The organism is Clostridium sp. E02 (assembly GCF_003833015.1).
Lineage (GTDB): Bacteria > Bacillota > Clostridia > Lachnospirales > Lachnospiraceae > Lacrimispora.
The window spans coordinates 39,054-53,825 of record NZ_RJLQ01000020.1; the positions used below are offsets into that span (position 1 = coordinate 39,054).

Below are 14,772 nucleotides of genomic sequence, written 5' to 3' on the forward strand. Positions count from 1 at the left end.
AGCTTGGAGAAAATAATTATTATAGATAGTGGATTGAATACAAATCGAAGTGATTTATTTGAAAAGGTAATTGGGGGAATTACGATAGAAAAAGATTTAATTACCAACAACATTACCTTCAATAAAAATATAGCAGATGAAAACGGACATGGTACTTATTGTGCGGAAACGATTCTGACGATCACCCCGAATGTAGAGTTTTTTATTATAAAGATAGTAGGTGCTTTGGGTTACACATCATCTGAATTACTAATTAAGGCGTTAGAAATATGTGAAAATATTGATATCAGAATTATATGTATAAGTCTTTCCGTCATTAAGGATGGTCACCATGAAAATTTGCGTTTGATTTTAGATAGACTAAATAAAAATGGAAAACTTATTTGTGTATCGGTACAAAATGGGAAAGAAAATAGTATTCCTGCAAATTATGCTTCCACAATTGGCGTAAGAGGAAAAATTTTTTTAGATAATTCTCTCTATATATATTCCGGAAACAATAAAACAGCTTATTTTGATAGCACACCTATTTTTATAGAATCCATTGATGGTTCGTATCTATTTTTCAATGGAAATTCGAAAGCCAATGCAATCTGCGCAGGACATATTGCAAAGCTGTTAGAGGAACATAATCATTGTACAAATATGCAGTTGAAGTATTTGCTGAAGGATACTTCTAAAGGGGAAATGACTAGAAGTAGTAAAAAAGAAATAGTAATTCTAGAAGATGTAATAAATAAAAGTGATGCCAATTTATTTCAGGAGTTGGTGTATGAATTTAGTGGCATCAAACCAAATAAAGCGGAACTGACATATATTACACCGGTAATTGCTTTGAAGAATGGAATAAGTTTTGCAAATTTTTATGAATTTTTACAAATTGTTAAAAAGACATTGAACGTTAGTATTAATTATAAAAAAGTGAGTTTTTCTGATGTATATTATTTGGGTAATTTTATAAGCTATTTGAAAGGATTAAGAAAATGAAGAATAACTGGCTTCTTAAAGGCCTATTAAAGTATAAAATTAGTTTTTTAATCGCTTTTATTTTAGTGGGCATCGATGCAGTATGTACTTTTTTATATCCATCTTATATTACTAACATTGTGGATATAGCTATACCATATAAAGACACTCAATTTTTACTCGAAAATATAATCTTATTGCTTTTAGTTAGTTTAGTGTCAATTTTCGTAGGAGTTAACTTAAATTATCTTTTTTATAATGCTTCTAATAATTTTGTGTATGATATTAAAAAAAAGATAGTGGGTGGAGTGTTCTCTTATAATGGTTTAAAAATTCGTGAAAATACGAATAAGTTTATGACATGTATTACAGAAGATACTTATATGATAGAAGTTATAGCATCACAATTAATAGCATCTACGCTGCTAGATGTTGTGACTTTAATTATAATTATTATAATTATGGTGAGGATTAACGTTTCAATATTGCTATTTATTTTGATTACATACCCTCTGCTATTGATTCTGCAATATTTTTTTAATCAAAGGATAAAAACTGTAAGCAAAGAAATGATGAATATGAGAGATAAATCAAACTCTCTGATTCGTGAATTGGCGGATTTTCTGTACGAATATATAGTGATTGATGGAGAAAACTACTTTAATAATCGCTTTTTTCCGTTAGAGAGTAAAATAAAGGATAGGAAGATAGATTTATGTATGCTTAAAACATATAATTCATTTATTCCTCGACTCCTTAATGCCATTGCATTTGCAGTTGTTGTAGGATTTTGTGCATATAAAATAATCTCAGGGGAACTATCAATTGGTGGGCTGACTGTAATCATTATGTATATAAGACAACTGTCAACAACTTTTGTTAAAATCATAATGATTATTGGAGAATTTCAGAAAATCAGAATATCAGTTAAAAGGATTGATGAAGTAATAAAAGGAGGTCAGTAATATTGTGCCAAACAAATAATACATTAATATATAGAGACGTTAACTTTTCTTATATGGATGGCAAATATATATATGGAGCTCCAATGATTGTTCAATTCGAGAAAGGAAACATTAATGTTGTATCGGGGCGGAATGGTTGTGGTAAATCAACATTACTTAATCTGGCTCTCGGTGTTTGGGATAATTACATGGGTGACATTTTTATTGATGACATGAACATGAAAAATATGGATAAGGATCGTATAAGAAAATCAATAATTTATGGATTTCAAGAGCCAGTCATATTTAATGATACGATACTTAATAACATAACGATAGGGGGAGAATTTAATAAAAAAGAAGTGCAAGTGCTAGCAGATCAGCTATTGCTTTTAGATGATATAAATGAAATGCCACAGAAATTTGATACAGTAATTGATAGAAATTCTCTTTCCCAAGGGCAAATTCAAAAAGTTAACATTTGTAGAATGTTATATTCTAAGAGATCAATCATGATTTTTGATGAACCAACATCTAATTTAGACTTTAAGTCAGTAGATGCATATATAGATTTGATACAAAAAGTTAAAGATAAATACCTTATCATAATTATCTCCCATGATAAAAAGATAATATCAGAGGCAGATTATAATTTTGAAATTAAATTATGAAAAATGAATCAAATGATAGCTAAGAGGGGGATATTATGAAAATATTAGAAGCAATTAACTTAAAAAAACACTATGCTGTTGGTGGTTGTTTGGTGAAAGCAGTGGATGATGTTTCTTTTAGCGTTGAAAAAAGTGAGTTTATCGTGATTGTTGGAAGCTCTGGTTCCGGGAAAACTACGCTTTTAAATTTATTAGGGGGATTGGATACAGCGGACAGTGGTCAAGTCATAATACAGGGGCAATCTTTATCTGATATAGATGATGAAGCAAGAACAATTTTTCGCAGAAAGAATATTGGATTTATTTTTCAGAACTACAATTTGTTGCAATCCCTAAATGTTTATAAAAATATTACAATCCCTGTTCGGTTGGATGGGATAAAGCCTGATGAGAAGTATATTTTAGAGATTATTAGGAAATTGGGATTGGAAGAAAAAATGAATGTGCGCCCCAATCAACTCTCAGGTGGTCAGCAACAGCGGGTTGCGATAGCAAGAGCCTTAGCAGCAAAACCGTCAATTATACTAGCCGATGAACCGACTGGTAATTTGGATTCCAAAACAAGCTTAGAAGTATTAGAGCTGATGCAGACAACTTTAAAAGAATTGAATCAAACAATACTTATGATTACACATAATGAAACGATAGCTAAAATGGCAGACCGTGTCATTTATATTGCCGACGGGAAAATAGCCGGAGGTAAACAGAATGAATAAAGTTTCGAATCAAAAGGTTTTAAAAGAGCTTGTCAAAGAGCAGCTTACGTGTCATAAAAGCCGCAACTTTGTTATGATTGTCGCAATTTTGTTAACGACTGTTCTAATATCATTTACTTTTACAGCTGGTTTTAGTTTTCTTACAACAATGCAAGAATCGGTTCAGGCAGCACCAGGTCCAGGGGCTGATGGTGCACTGATAGGCACAAAGGATCAATTAGAATCAGTAGAAAAAAAGGATCAAGTAGAATGGGCAGACTATGTACAAAGATGTAGCACAACGTCCCTACATAATGATTCATTTGCAGGCATTCAAACAGAATTACTGGCTCCGGATGAGAACTTTTATGCTCATAATTTTATTTCCCTGATAAAGGGCAGTTTTCCAAAGAAGAATACGCAACTTCTAATATCTGATACCTTTGCTGAAAAAACTGGTTTGAAGGAATTAGGAGAAGAGCTTATCCTACAAGTTGTTGTATTGCAGGGGGGGAAAGAAAAAGAGATCGAAGTTCCAATGGAGATTTGCGGGATTTATAAAAATCCTTTGTTAAGTTTGAGTAATACTTACGAGGAAATTTATTCATCGCCGGAATTTATTGACACCTATAATCCTGAAATGCCAAAAAATCAAAATTATATTTATATCAAACTCAATAACCTAAATCCTTTTTTGCTCAAAAGTGATGTATATGATAAATTAGTGGAACTTAAGGAAACTGTTAAAGCGGAGTCCGTTCAAACAAAGAATTATTCCACTTTTTTATATTCATTGATTATAATCTTCCCAATGCTTATTTGCGTTTTTATGATTATCTTGAGCGGATACTTTTTGATTTATAATGTTTTCTCTATATCTGTGGCATCTGATATCCGATGGTTTGGAATGATGAAGACAATCGGTGCAAGCAAAACACAGTTAAAGTATATTTACATGAGGCAAATACGAATATTAGCCGTGATTGGAATTACTATTGGTAGTATTGTAGGGTACGTTGCGGGTCTTTTTCTGGCACCCAGAATCATTCGCATGACGGATTTTTATACCTATTACAAAGATCCGAATATGATACCGGTATTTTTGTTTGCAATACTGTTTTCATGGTTTACAGTTTGGTTCAGTTCTTCTAAAACCATACGTACAGCAGCCTCCTATTCTCCGATAGAAGCAGCAAGGTATATTCCACACCACAGAAAAAAAGCATTCACGATTCTTTCGTTTTCCCTAAGTGGAATTATTTTTCTGCTAATTGGCAATGTTACTTTTGGGTATCAGGTGAATCATATGGTAGAACGTTATAATCAAGACGAGGTTAGAATACAGCATATTGCGGCGCTTTGGTCATTGAATGAATCTTATAAGCCTATATCCGAGGGTTTGTCTGCCGAAATAGAAAAATTACCTTTTGTGAAACAAGTGGATGTAATCTATATGGCGAAAACGATGCCCGATTTGATGGAAGGACTTTCACAGAAAATGTACGAAGGATTTCTGGCAGAGGTTAAGCTAGATGGGAAGTTAAAAGAGGAAATAGATGAAATGGTTCAGACTGGGCTGTTAAATGGAGATTCCGGAATGATAGATTTGACTACAAACGGCAATATAAAGCTAAAGATATGTGGTATGCCTGCTGTACGGTTAGAAAAAGAATCCAATTATATCAAGATTTTGGATGGGGACTTGAATTTAAAAGAATTTGAATCCGGAAACTTCATTCTTTACCAAGACGTTGATTACTTGGATATAACCGAGAAAAAGATAGATCCCAGTAAAAAAATACATGCAGGTGATGCAATGAAGTTATCCTTTTATGATGACTTAACAGGTACTTATCAGGTGAAAGAAGTAACAGTCATGGCTGTTATTGGAAAAAACAACAGATTCGGAACTGGAAATATTGGTTATAGTAATATTGTCATGTCGGATCAGTTGTTTAAATCCTTGTACCCTGATTATAACGAACGGGTGGCCTCTATTCAAGTTGTTTCAGATGAAAATTTTACTTCAGATGATATGAAGGCGATTATGAATCTGGCAAAAAAAGAACACAACGTACAAGTACAGATTGATGCCAAGTATGAGGACAGGGTCAGTTATACAAGAAAAAAACAATCAATTACCATATTAGGTTTTTTCCTAACATTGGTCATAGGCATCATAGGAATTTCAAATTTGGTAAATACGCTTGTTACAGATACGCTTTCACGGAGAAATGAAATATCAACATTACAGTCTATTGGAATGACCAAAAAGCAATTATGGTGGTTGCTTTTTAAGAATGGAATGTTGTTATGTTCTATTTCAGCTGTAATTATTTTATTGGCAGGAAGATATATTACGATGGCTGTAGCGGCTTCCACTATGTTTACTGGTTTTAATGATATGATTTTTGTGATTTGTTTTATTATACTGCTTTGCTTTATGGGGGCACTATCAGCGATATTGGCTTCCATTATGACGGTTCAATTAAATAAAAAATCCGTGGTAGAAAGATTGCGCGAAATACAATAGTTTTATTACGACACTGTTTCAGACCAGTTAAAGCACTGGTCTACTCGTCGTGTTTGAATAATAATTATTGTATTGCAATATTGATGCCAGCACAGAGCGCCGTAGGAGGGGGAATCGCAAATGATAACATTATTATTGTTTGACATTAATTTAATTGATGATATAATGACGAATCAACTGCAGTCACATATTTCTCTTGAAAGAAGAACAAAGGCTATGAAATATCATTTCATGGAGGATAAAAAAAGATGTATTTGTAGTGAACGATTAATTCAGTACTATCTGCAAACGTATGCTGGAATAGAAGATAAAATTGACTATGGTTACAATAAATTTGGAAAACCATTCTTAATGAAATATCCAAACATACATTTCAATATTTCACATTCTGGAGACTGGGTAATAATTGGGTTCAGTAATCATATTATTGGAGTTGATATTGAAAGAGTGCAAAAATATGAGAAAGAGATTGCAAATTACTGCTTTACGAAGATAGAAAAGGATTATCTATATTCTGCAGGAGAATCAGAATATTTAAATCGATTTGTGGAAATATGGACATTAAAAGAGAGCTATATAAAATACATAGGAAAAGGGTTATCAATAGATATGAGGTCCTTTTCTATAGATTTAAAACACGGTTTGGTAATTGCTCAGAATAAAATCCAGAAGGACCTAAGATTCAAACATTTTCGATTTAGGGATTATTATATTTCGTTATGCATGAAAAGGGAGTGTGATATCTCTCTCAAGGTTCTTAGTGCTAGTGAGATGATGAATTTGTTAAAGTAAATAATCGAAAATATATAAGGAGCTTAAACAATGAATCGAGTTGGTAAATTAAAGTCACTGCGCTTGCAGCAGTGGAATTAGAAGTACAAGACGGAGATCGGGTCACATTTCAATCTAAATGCCTTTAAGGAGACGGTTCCTTCCGCTTGCATAAATGAACCAGCCGTAATAGAATGATAAGAGAAATTTAAGCGGGTTTGTGAGCTAGGAAGGAGCAGGGGATGATAACAATAAAAAAAATGGCGGAATTGCTTGGAACCAGCACAACAACCGTATCCAATGTTATTCACGGAAAATCGGGGGAAGTATCCCCGGTTATGGTGGAAAAGGTAAAAAAGCTGATTGAAGAGTATGACTATGTTCCAAATAGGAATGCAAGGAATCTGGCCAGAAACCGGTCCGGAATAATCGGGCTGGCTATGAAAGCTAGTGAAGATAAGTACGATAACTTTGTAAAAGATCCCTTTGCAGGTGAGCTGATTGGAGCAGTGGAACGGTTTGTACGGGCCAAGGGATATTTTATCATGCTTTATGTTTCCAGTGATATAGGGGAAATTATAACTTCAGTCTCCAGTTGGAACGTGGATGGACTGATTCTTCTTGGAATGCAGAAGGAGGATGGGGAACTGCTGAATCAAAAGGTGAAAAAGCCTATGGTTTTTGTAGATGCCTATTTAAAAGACGCTTCCTTTGAGTACGTGAATGTAGGAATCGATGACAGAAAAGGCGGTAGGGAGATTGCGAAATATCTCATACAGTCTGGTCACAAAAAAATAGCCTTTCTTGCTGATAACTGTATAGGAGTTGATTACCAAAGGTTTATGGGATACCGGGATGCACTTAAGAATGCCGGTCTGCCTTGGAGAGCAGAGAATTTTATCAGGCTGAAGCCAAGGGGTTCCGATCTATCCCCGCTCTTATCACAGGCATATGAACGAGTCCGGGATTTTACCGCCGTTATTTGTGCATCTGATTATTATGCGGCATATATTTTAAACGATTTAAAGGATCGGGGGATGAAAATTCCTCAAGAGCTTTCCATAGTCGGATTTGATGATAATATTTGCAGTCGTCTGGTAAGGCCTGCGCTGACTACGGTTCACCAGGATGTAACGGAAAAAAGCCGGATCACTGTGGAAAAGCTATTTGATATGATAAATGGAGAGGATTACGGAGCCAATTTTGAGCAACTTCCAGTTTTTATTGTAGAGCGGTCTTCCGTGAGAAAAATGTAAGGTTTCCTGACAGGGAAACCTTTTTTTTATCTCATAGCCCTTGTTATCTCATTCATAAAGTGCTACTATATCATATATAGATAACTTATGCGCATAAGTTACAATATAAACGTTATAATTTCACGATTTAACAGCATAATATATAATGGAGGGTGAATTATGAGAAAACATTTATGGGTTTTAGCAATGGCAGCAGCAGTACTTTCACTTGCAGGTTGTGGTAAGAGCACGCAGTCCGATGGAACTGAGACATCTAACGTAAATAAAGAATCGGTAGAAGGCAAAGGAGGCGCACAGACAAATTTAGATGGAAAAGCCATTCGGATCGTGAATGGAAAGATCGAGATTGATGAGCCGTTAAAGGCCTTTGCCAAAAAGTATCAGGAGAAGACAGGTCAGGAAGTTGTGATCGAATCGCTTGGTGGTGGTGTTGACATCAATGGAACCATGAAGGGGTATTTGGCAGCGGGGAATATGCCGGACTTATTCGTATTCGGAGGCGAAGGTGATTATCAAACCTGGAAGGATTACATGACAGACTTAAGCGGGGAGGAGTGGACTTCCAATACAGAATTCGGTTTTAAATCAGAGGATGGCAAGACGGTAGGGTTTCCTTATGCAGTAGAAGGCTATGGTATTACATATAATAAGAATGTTCTAGAAGCAGCAGGAGTCGATCCAGCTACGCTCACCACCTATGATGGGTTTAAGAAAGCCTTTGAGACGATTGATACGAAAAAGGAAGAGCTGGGGCTTACTTCGGTTTGTTCCGTTGCGGCTGAATCCGGACAGATGTACTGGTCAACTGGAAACCATCTTTTCGGTTACTATTTATCCGGAGGTTTGAAAAGAGGTGACACCACTTATATCGATTTGTTGAAATCTGGTAAGACGGATACAGAGCGCCTGGGCCAGTTTGCAGATTTTATGAAGCTTTTGTTTGACTACTCAGATAAGAATACCCTGATATCCGGAACCTATGACGATCAACTGGCTTTGTGGGCACAGGGAAAGACTGCGTTCATCACTCAGGGAAACTGGATAGATCCGTCACTTCCTGATTATGATGTAAAATTTGACTGTGGAATCGCTCCCTTAGCATTTACAAAGGAGGAGATGAAGGGAGTGCTTGCTGACTGTCCATCTTGGTGGGCTGTTTATAATAAAGGCACCAATATTAATGCATGTAAGGCTTTTTTGAAAGAACTTGCCCTGTCAGAGGAAGGGCAGGAGTGTCTGGTATCCGATTGCGGAATGATTTCTCCTTATACTACGTGTAAGGTTAATCCGAAGACACCTCTGGCTATAAGCTTAAAAACCTATGTGGATGCAGGCAGCACCTATTCCTGGGAATGGACGAAGATGCCAGAAGGGATCTCCATGAATGCCACAGGCGCCGTGTTTGAACTGTATGCAAAAGGGGAGATTGATAAGGAAGGCTTTGTAAATATGATGCAGACGGCAATTGCAGACTACGTGAAAAAATAAAGGGACAGGGCGGCAAAAAACAGCCGCCCGCAACCGATATTTGGGGCAGAGATAAAGGAGATATTATATGGAGGAAAATGTAAAAAAGATAATGAATGTTCTTCCGGCAGCTGCCGGTTCTATAATGGTTTGCTGCGGGCTGTATTTAGATGTATTTAACCGGGATTTTGTGGGAAGGGGTCCGTTACTTGCAGGGGGACTGCTTCTAATCATTGTCAGTCTTTATCTGATTCCGGGAAGAAGGCACCGGATGATCGTAAATGGTTTGTTTTTGCTGCCATTAATAGGTGCTTTTTTCATAACTGTGCTGATCCCTTTTTTATTTGGTATTTTTTATTCGTTCACGGACTGGAATGGAATCGGGTTTACCCAGTTTTTGGGATTTGAAAATTATGTACAGATATTTCACGCGTCGGATTCTTTATATTCGCTGCTTATTACATTTTTATTTACGGTCTTTAATATGGTTTCCGTCAACTTTGTGGCATTTTTTCTCGCTCTCTTATGTACCTCAGGAGTAAAAGGGAGGAATTTTTACCGGGCTTCCTTCTTTCTCCCTAATTTAATTGGGGGGATTGTATTGGGGTATGTGTGGCAGTTTATCTTTAACAAAGTGTTTCCAAGTATGCTAGCGGGAAGTGTTTCCATGCTGACAAATCCAAATCTGGCTTTTTTTGCGATCCTGATTGTCAGCATATGGCAGTATGCCGGATATATTATGATGATCTATGTCACCGGACTTCAGGGGGTTCCAAGAGATATTTTAGAAGCATCGGCAGTGGATGGGGCTGGGGCGTTAAAAACACTCTTACATATCAAATTACCCATGATTGCCAATACCTTTACAGTGTGTATTTTCCTAACGCTGGTCAATTCCTTTAAACAATTCGATTTAAACTATGCCATTACAAACGGAGCACCCAGTCGGATTCTGGGAGCTAAGGCAGTGGCCTCCACCGAGTTTTTAGCCCTTAATATTTATAATACGGCAATTGCCAGAAACAGATATGCGGAAGGTCAGACAAAAGCAGTGGTATTCTTCCTCATCCTTGCAGCAGTATCTTTGACTCAGGTATCCATCAGTAAGAAGAGGGAGGTGGAATTATGAAAAGAAATTTTAAAGCAAGACGACATATTCCGGAAATTGCCGGTTTGATCCTGTCTCTTTTTGTTCTTTCGCCTTTTCTTTTGGTCATATTCAATGCTGCAAAAAAAAGTGCGGATATTGTGATCAGCCCCATTGCACCTCCGTCTGACTGGGGACAGCTTCTGGTGAATTTAAAGAATGTAATAGAAAATCAAAATTTCAGCTATTGGAAGTCCTTTGGAAGTTCCTTGTACATAACCATGGTCAGCCTGATTTTGCTGACAGTATTCTCCAGTATGGCGGCATGGGTACTGGTCCGGAATAAGACAAAATGGTCACAGGTAATTTTTATGATGTTTGTGGCATCAATGGTCATCCCTTTTCAGGTGGTGATGCTTCCTTTGCTGTCTACATTTCGGAAGGTGTCTGAATTTACGGGGATTGCCATGTTAAGCAGTTATACCGGAATTATTACAGCCTATCTGGGCTTTGGCGGTTCTTTGTCCGTGTTTATTCTTCATGGATTTATAAAAGGAATTCCAAAGGAACTGGAGGAAGCGGCATGGATTGATGGCTGCAGTCCGGAGAATACATTCTTTCGGATCGTATTTCCGTTGCTAAAGCCGGTGCAGATGACTGTGCTGATTTTAAATGGAATCTGGATCTGGAACGATTATCTTCTTCCTTCCCTGATGTTGGGATTGAACGGAAGAATCAAAACCCTGCCTGTTGCAGTTAGCAGTTTTGTAGGTTCCTATGTCAAGCAATGGGATTTGATCCTGGCGGCGGCATTTTTGGCTATGATCCCCATTGTTATTCTGTTTTTATGCGCCCAGAGGCAGATTATACAGGGGATGGTAGAAGGGGCAATCAAATAATGAAAAGGAGTCCGCTATGGAACGAAAATGGTGGAAAGAGGCAGTGGTATATCAAATCTATCCCAGAAGCTTTAAAGATAGCAACGGGGATGGGATTGGTGACTTAAACGGGATCAGGGAGAAGCTTCATTATTTAAAACGGTTAGGAGTTGATGTGATCTGGCTCTCTCCCATCTATCAGTCTCCGAATGATGATAATGGATATGACATCAGTGATTACAAGAAGGTTATGAATGAGTTTGGAACCATGAATGATTTTGATAATCTATTAAAAGAGGCACATGAGAATGGGATCAAAATTATTATGGATCTGGTCGTAAATCATACTTCTGATGAGCATCCTTGGTTTTTAGAGAGCCGGAAAAGCAGAGAGAATCCTTATAGGGATTATTATATTTGGAAAGAAGGAAAAGGAGAAGGAGAACCACCGAATAACTGGGGGTCCTGTTTTGGAGACTCTGCATGGAAATTGGATGAAAAAACGGGCATGTATTACCTTCATTTGTTTTCTCCCAAACAGCCAGACCTAAACTGGGAGAATGAGAAAGTTCGAAATGAAGTTTTTGAGATGATGGACTGGTGGTGCAGGAAGGGAATTGACGGCTTTCGTATGGATGTGATCAGTATGATATCAAAGAATCCGGCGTTTCCGGACGGAGAAGTGAAGGAAGACCTTTACGGTGACTTTTCCCCTTATACCGTTCATGGACCAAAGGTTCATACCTATCTGAAGGAGATGAATCAGAAGGTGTTGTCTAACTATGATTTAATGACGGTAGGCGAGACTGCAGGGGTTACGGTAGAAGAAGCCAGAAAATATGCGGGTGCCAGGGAACATGAGTTAAATATGGTGTTTCATTTTGAACATGTGGAAGGAGATGGAACGCTGTTAAAATGGACGGACAAAAAGCCAGACCTTTTCAGATTAAAACAGATTTTGTCCAGATGGCAGGAGGAGCTGGGAGAAGATGCCTGGAACAGCTTATACTGGGATAATCATGACCAGCCAAGAGCCGTATCCCGCTTTGGTGATGACAGCAGCCGTTATAGAGAGGTCTCTGCCAAGATGTTGGCTACCTGTCTTCATATGATGAGGGGAACTCCTTATATCTATCAGGGAGAGGAACTTGGGATGACTAATTTTCCATTTACCGAATTAGCCCAGTTTAAGGATATCGAAAGTCTGAATGCTTATGAAGAACTTACGGGGAAAGGTCTTGTAAGCCATGAAAAGATGATGCGCTATTTACGATGTAAAAGCAGGGATCATGCAAGAACACCCATGCAGTGGAACGATGGTCCCTCTGCCGGATTCACCGTTTCCGTTCCCTGGATATCCGTCAATCCCAACTATACCGAAATCAATGCAAAAAAAGAATTGGCTGATGAAAATTCGGTCTTTCATTATTATAGGAAGCTCATCGGGCTGAGAAAGAAATATGAGATTATTGTATATGGAAGTTATCAGCTGATCATGAAAGAGGATACCAGGGTATTTGCTTATATTCGCAGTCTCCGTAAGGAGAGATTGCTGGTAATTTGTAATTTTTCTCCTGAGGAGGCAGCGATGTCTTTACCGGTAGAGTTTATAGGAAAAGATATGGAGTGCCTCATCCATAACTACGATAATCCGCCGAATAACAAACAAGGCAGACTGCGTCCTTATGAAGCAGTTGTCTATTATCTAAGGAAGGAACAACCTTGAATGGAGAAAATTAGAATGAAAAAACAATGGTGGCATGATAAGGTGGCCTATCAAATTTATCCCAAAAGTTTTTATGATACCAATGGAGACGGCATCGGAGATTTAAAAGGTGTGATTTCAAAACTTGATTACTTAAAGGAACTTGGAATTGACATTATATGGCTTTCTCCGATCTACCAGTCCCCCTTTGCAGATCAAGGATATGATATTTCTGATTATTATAACATCGATCCCAGATTCGGTACGATGGAGGATTTAAAAGAGTTGATAGCTGAGGCGAAGAAACGGGATCTTTCTATTTTGCTTGATCTGGTGGTCAATCATTGTTCCGATGAGCATGAATGGTTCCAGAAAGCTCGGAAGGATCCGGAGGGGGAATATGGCAGGTGTTTTTATATCAGGGAAGGAAAAGATGGAAAAGAGCCTTCCAATATCCGATCCTATTTTGGAGGAAGTGCATGGGAACGGATTGACGATACAAATCTGTATTACCTCCATCTTTTTCATAAAAAGCAGCCGGATTTAAACTGGGAGAATCCGGTTGTTCGAAAAGAAATCTACGATATGATCAACTGGTGGTTGGAAAAAGGAATTGCAGGATTTCGGATTGATGCCATCATGAATATAAAAAAGGCACTTCCCTTTCATGATTACGAGCCGGACAGGGAAGATGGTCTGGCAGACTGTACGATGATGTTAAAAGAAAATGAGGGCATCATGGGTTTTTTAAGGGAAATGCGGGATGCCACCTTTCGCAGATATCATGCGTTTACAGTAGGGGAAGTCTTTTGTGAGAAAAAGGAAGGCTTATCTGATTTTATAGGGGAAGACGGCTGCTTTTCCAGTATCTTTGATTTTAGTCAAACCGCATATGGAGCCAGTGAAAAAGGCTGGTATGACAATCAGGCGATCACTCCCGATGATTACCGGGAATGCTGTTTTGACAGCCAAAAGAGAGCCGAAGGAATCGGTTTTTTTTCTAATATTATCGAAAATCACGATGAGCCAAGGGGCGTGAGCAGATATATTCCGGAAGGAGAATGTTCGGATGCAGCAAAGAAGATGCTGGCAACCCTTTACGTTTTGTTAAAAGGAATTCCATTTATTTATCAAGGCCAGGAAATAGGCATGGAAAATGTTTCCTTTGACCGCATTGACCAGTATGATGACATATCCACTTTGGAGGAATATCAGGTGGCACTTAGAAGCGGTCTGTCAAAAGAACAGGCCCTTGAGGTTGTAAGTCACTACAGCCGGGATAATGCAAGAGTACCTTTTCAGTGGGATGACAGTGAAAATGCCGGATTTACGAAAGGAACGGCCTGGCTTCCGGTCAGTCCTGACTATCATACAATTAATCTGCAGCAGCAGTACGCGGATTCTGACTCTGTTTTTCACTATTATAAAAAGCTGATTGCATTGAGAAAGGATGAAGAATTTAAGGATACCTTTGTATACGGGCAGTTTACGCCTGCGTATACAGATAAAGAGAGAGTCATGGCTTATTACAGAACCAGAGAAGATCAGAGACTTCTTATTATAGGCAACTATAAAATGGATGAGCAGGAAATTGAATTGGAAAAACCATACCGGGAGGTGCTGCTTCATAATTACGATTCCGTTAGGGGGAATGGAACAAAGCTTTTATTAAAAGGATATGAGGTTGTTGTGCTGGTGTTTTAGTGATTATACCCTGCTATGCGGGGGAAGAAATGAGTTTTGAAAATGGTATCTTATGACCAATCAAAGCTCATTTTTTTTGTTGATTAATTGAATAG

12 protein-coding genes are annotated in these 14,772 nt (G+C 37.7%); all 12 read left to right on the plus strand.

The annotated features are described in order from the left end of the window. Nucleotides 1–3 precede the first annotated feature (3 nt). A complete protein-coding gene (locus EFT72_RS15065; RefSeq protein ID WP_164473176.1) occupies nt 4–987 on the plus strand; it encodes a S8 family serine peptidase in 984 nt (327 codons plus the stop codon). Continuing rightward, nucleotides 984–1,931 (plus strand): ABC transporter ATP-binding protein, encoded by a 948-nt coding sequence (locus EFT72_RS15070; RefSeq protein WP_124067747.1) that lies wholly within the window; start codon nt 984–986, stop codon nt 1,929–1,931. The genes EFT72_RS15065 and EFT72_RS15070 overlap by 4 nt, the downstream gene beginning before the upstream one ends. A gap of 2 nt (nt 1,932–1,933) precedes the next feature. Next, entirely contained in the window at nt 1,934–2,581 is a 648-nt protein-coding gene (locus EFT72_RS15075) for an ABC transporter ATP-binding protein (protein WP_124067748.1), read from the plus strand. A gap of 35 nt (nt 2,582–2,616) precedes the next feature. Then, nucleotides 2,617–3,297 carry an ABC transporter ATP-binding protein gene (locus EFT72_RS15080; RefSeq protein WP_124067749.1) on the plus strand — a complete coding sequence of 227 codons (681 nt, stop codon included), beginning with the start codon at nt 2,617–2,619 and terminating at the stop codon, nt 3,295–3,297. Beyond that, the gene (locus EFT72_RS15085; protein WP_124067750.1) at nt 3,290–5,809 is read left to right on the plus strand and encodes an FtsX-like permease family protein; all 2,520 of its coding nucleotides are present in this window, start codon (nt 3,290–3,292) and stop codon (nt 5,807–5,809) included. Before EFT72_RS15080 ends, EFT72_RS15085 begins: the two co-directional genes overlap by 8 nt. 120 nt (nt 5,810–5,929) lie before the next feature. Continuing rightward, nucleotides 5,930–6,601 (plus strand): 4'-phosphopantetheinyl transferase superfamily protein, encoded by a 672-nt coding sequence (locus EFT72_RS15090; RefSeq protein ID WP_124067751.1) that lies wholly within the window; start codon nt 5,930–5,932, stop codon nt 6,599–6,601. 221 nt (nt 6,602–6,822) lie between these two features. Continuing rightward, nucleotides 6,823–7,836, plus strand: coding sequence for a LacI family DNA-binding transcriptional regulator (locus EFT72_RS15095; protein ID WP_124067752.1), 1,014 nt, complete (start codon nt 6,823–6,825; stop codon nt 7,834–7,836). A 159-nt stretch (nt 7,837–7,995) separates the two neighbouring features. Further along, nucleotides 7,996–9,324, plus strand: coding sequence for an ABC transporter substrate-binding protein (locus tag EFT72_RS15100; RefSeq protein ID WP_124067753.1), 1,329 nt, complete (start codon nt 7,996–7,998; stop codon nt 9,322–9,324). A gap of 67 nt (nt 9,325–9,391) precedes the next feature. Continuing rightward, nucleotides 9,392–10,432, plus strand: a complete 1,041-nt coding sequence (locus EFT72_RS15105) for a sugar ABC transporter permease (protein WP_124067754.1) — start codon at nt 9,392–9,394, stop codon at nt 10,430–10,432. Further along, nucleotides 10,429–11,289, plus strand: coding sequence for a carbohydrate ABC transporter permease (locus EFT72_RS15110; RefSeq protein ID WP_124067755.1), 861 nt, complete (start codon nt 10,429–10,431; stop codon nt 11,287–11,289). Before EFT72_RS15105 ends, EFT72_RS15110 begins: the two co-directional genes overlap by 4 nt. Nucleotides 11,290–11,305: 16 nt before the next feature. Further along, nucleotides 11,306–12,994, plus strand: a complete 1,689-nt coding sequence (locus EFT72_RS15115; RefSeq protein WP_124067756.1) for an alpha-glucosidase — start codon at nt 11,306–11,308, stop codon at nt 12,992–12,994. A gap of 15 nt (nt 12,995–13,009) precedes the next feature. Next, complete coding sequence (locus EFT72_RS15120; protein WP_124067757.1) at nt 13,010–14,677, plus strand: alpha-glucosidase; 1,668 nt, start codon at nt 13,010–13,012, stop codon at nt 14,675–14,677. The last annotated feature ends 95 nt before the right edge of the window (nt 14,678–14,772 follow it).

Excerpts from the sequence above, each read along its gene's own strand:
- EFT72_RS15095 (WP_124067752.1), top strand. The coding sequence starts at position 6,823 with ATGATAACAATAAAAAAAATGGCGGAATTGCTTGGAACCAGCACAACA.
- EFT72_RS15085 (WP_124067750.1), top strand. The coding sequence starts at position 3,290 with ATGAATAAAGTTTCGAATCAAAAGGTTTTAAAAGAGCTTGTCAAAGAG.
- EFT72_RS15080 (WP_124067749.1), top strand. The coding sequence starts at position 2,617 with ATGAAAATATTAGAAGCAATTAACTTAAAAAAACACTATGCTGTTGGT.
- EFT72_RS15090 (WP_124067751.1), top strand. The coding sequence starts at position 5,930 with ATGATAACATTATTATTGTTTGACATTAATTTAATTGATGATATAATG.
- EFT72_RS15105 (WP_124067754.1), top strand. The coding sequence starts at position 9,392 with ATGGAGGAAAATGTAAAAAAGATAATGAATGTTCTTCCGGCAGCTGCC.
- EFT72_RS15120 (WP_124067757.1), top strand. The coding sequence starts at position 13,010 with ATGAAAAAACAATGGTGGCATGATAAGGTGGCCTATCAAATTTATCCC.
- EFT72_RS15070 (WP_124067747.1), top strand. The coding sequence starts at position 984 with ATGAAGAATAACTGGCTTCTTAAAGGCCTATTAAAGTATAAAATTAGT.
- EFT72_RS15115 (WP_124067756.1), top strand. The coding sequence starts at position 11,306 with ATGGAACGAAAATGGTGGAAAGAGGCAGTGGTATATCAAATCTATCCC.
- EFT72_RS15100 (WP_124067753.1), top strand. The coding sequence starts at position 7,996 with ATGAGAAAACATTTATGGGTTTTAGCAATGGCAGCAGCAGTACTTTCA.
- EFT72_RS15110 (WP_124067755.1), top strand. The coding sequence starts at position 10,429 with ATGAAAAGAAATTTTAAAGCAAGACGACATATTCCGGAAATTGCCGGT.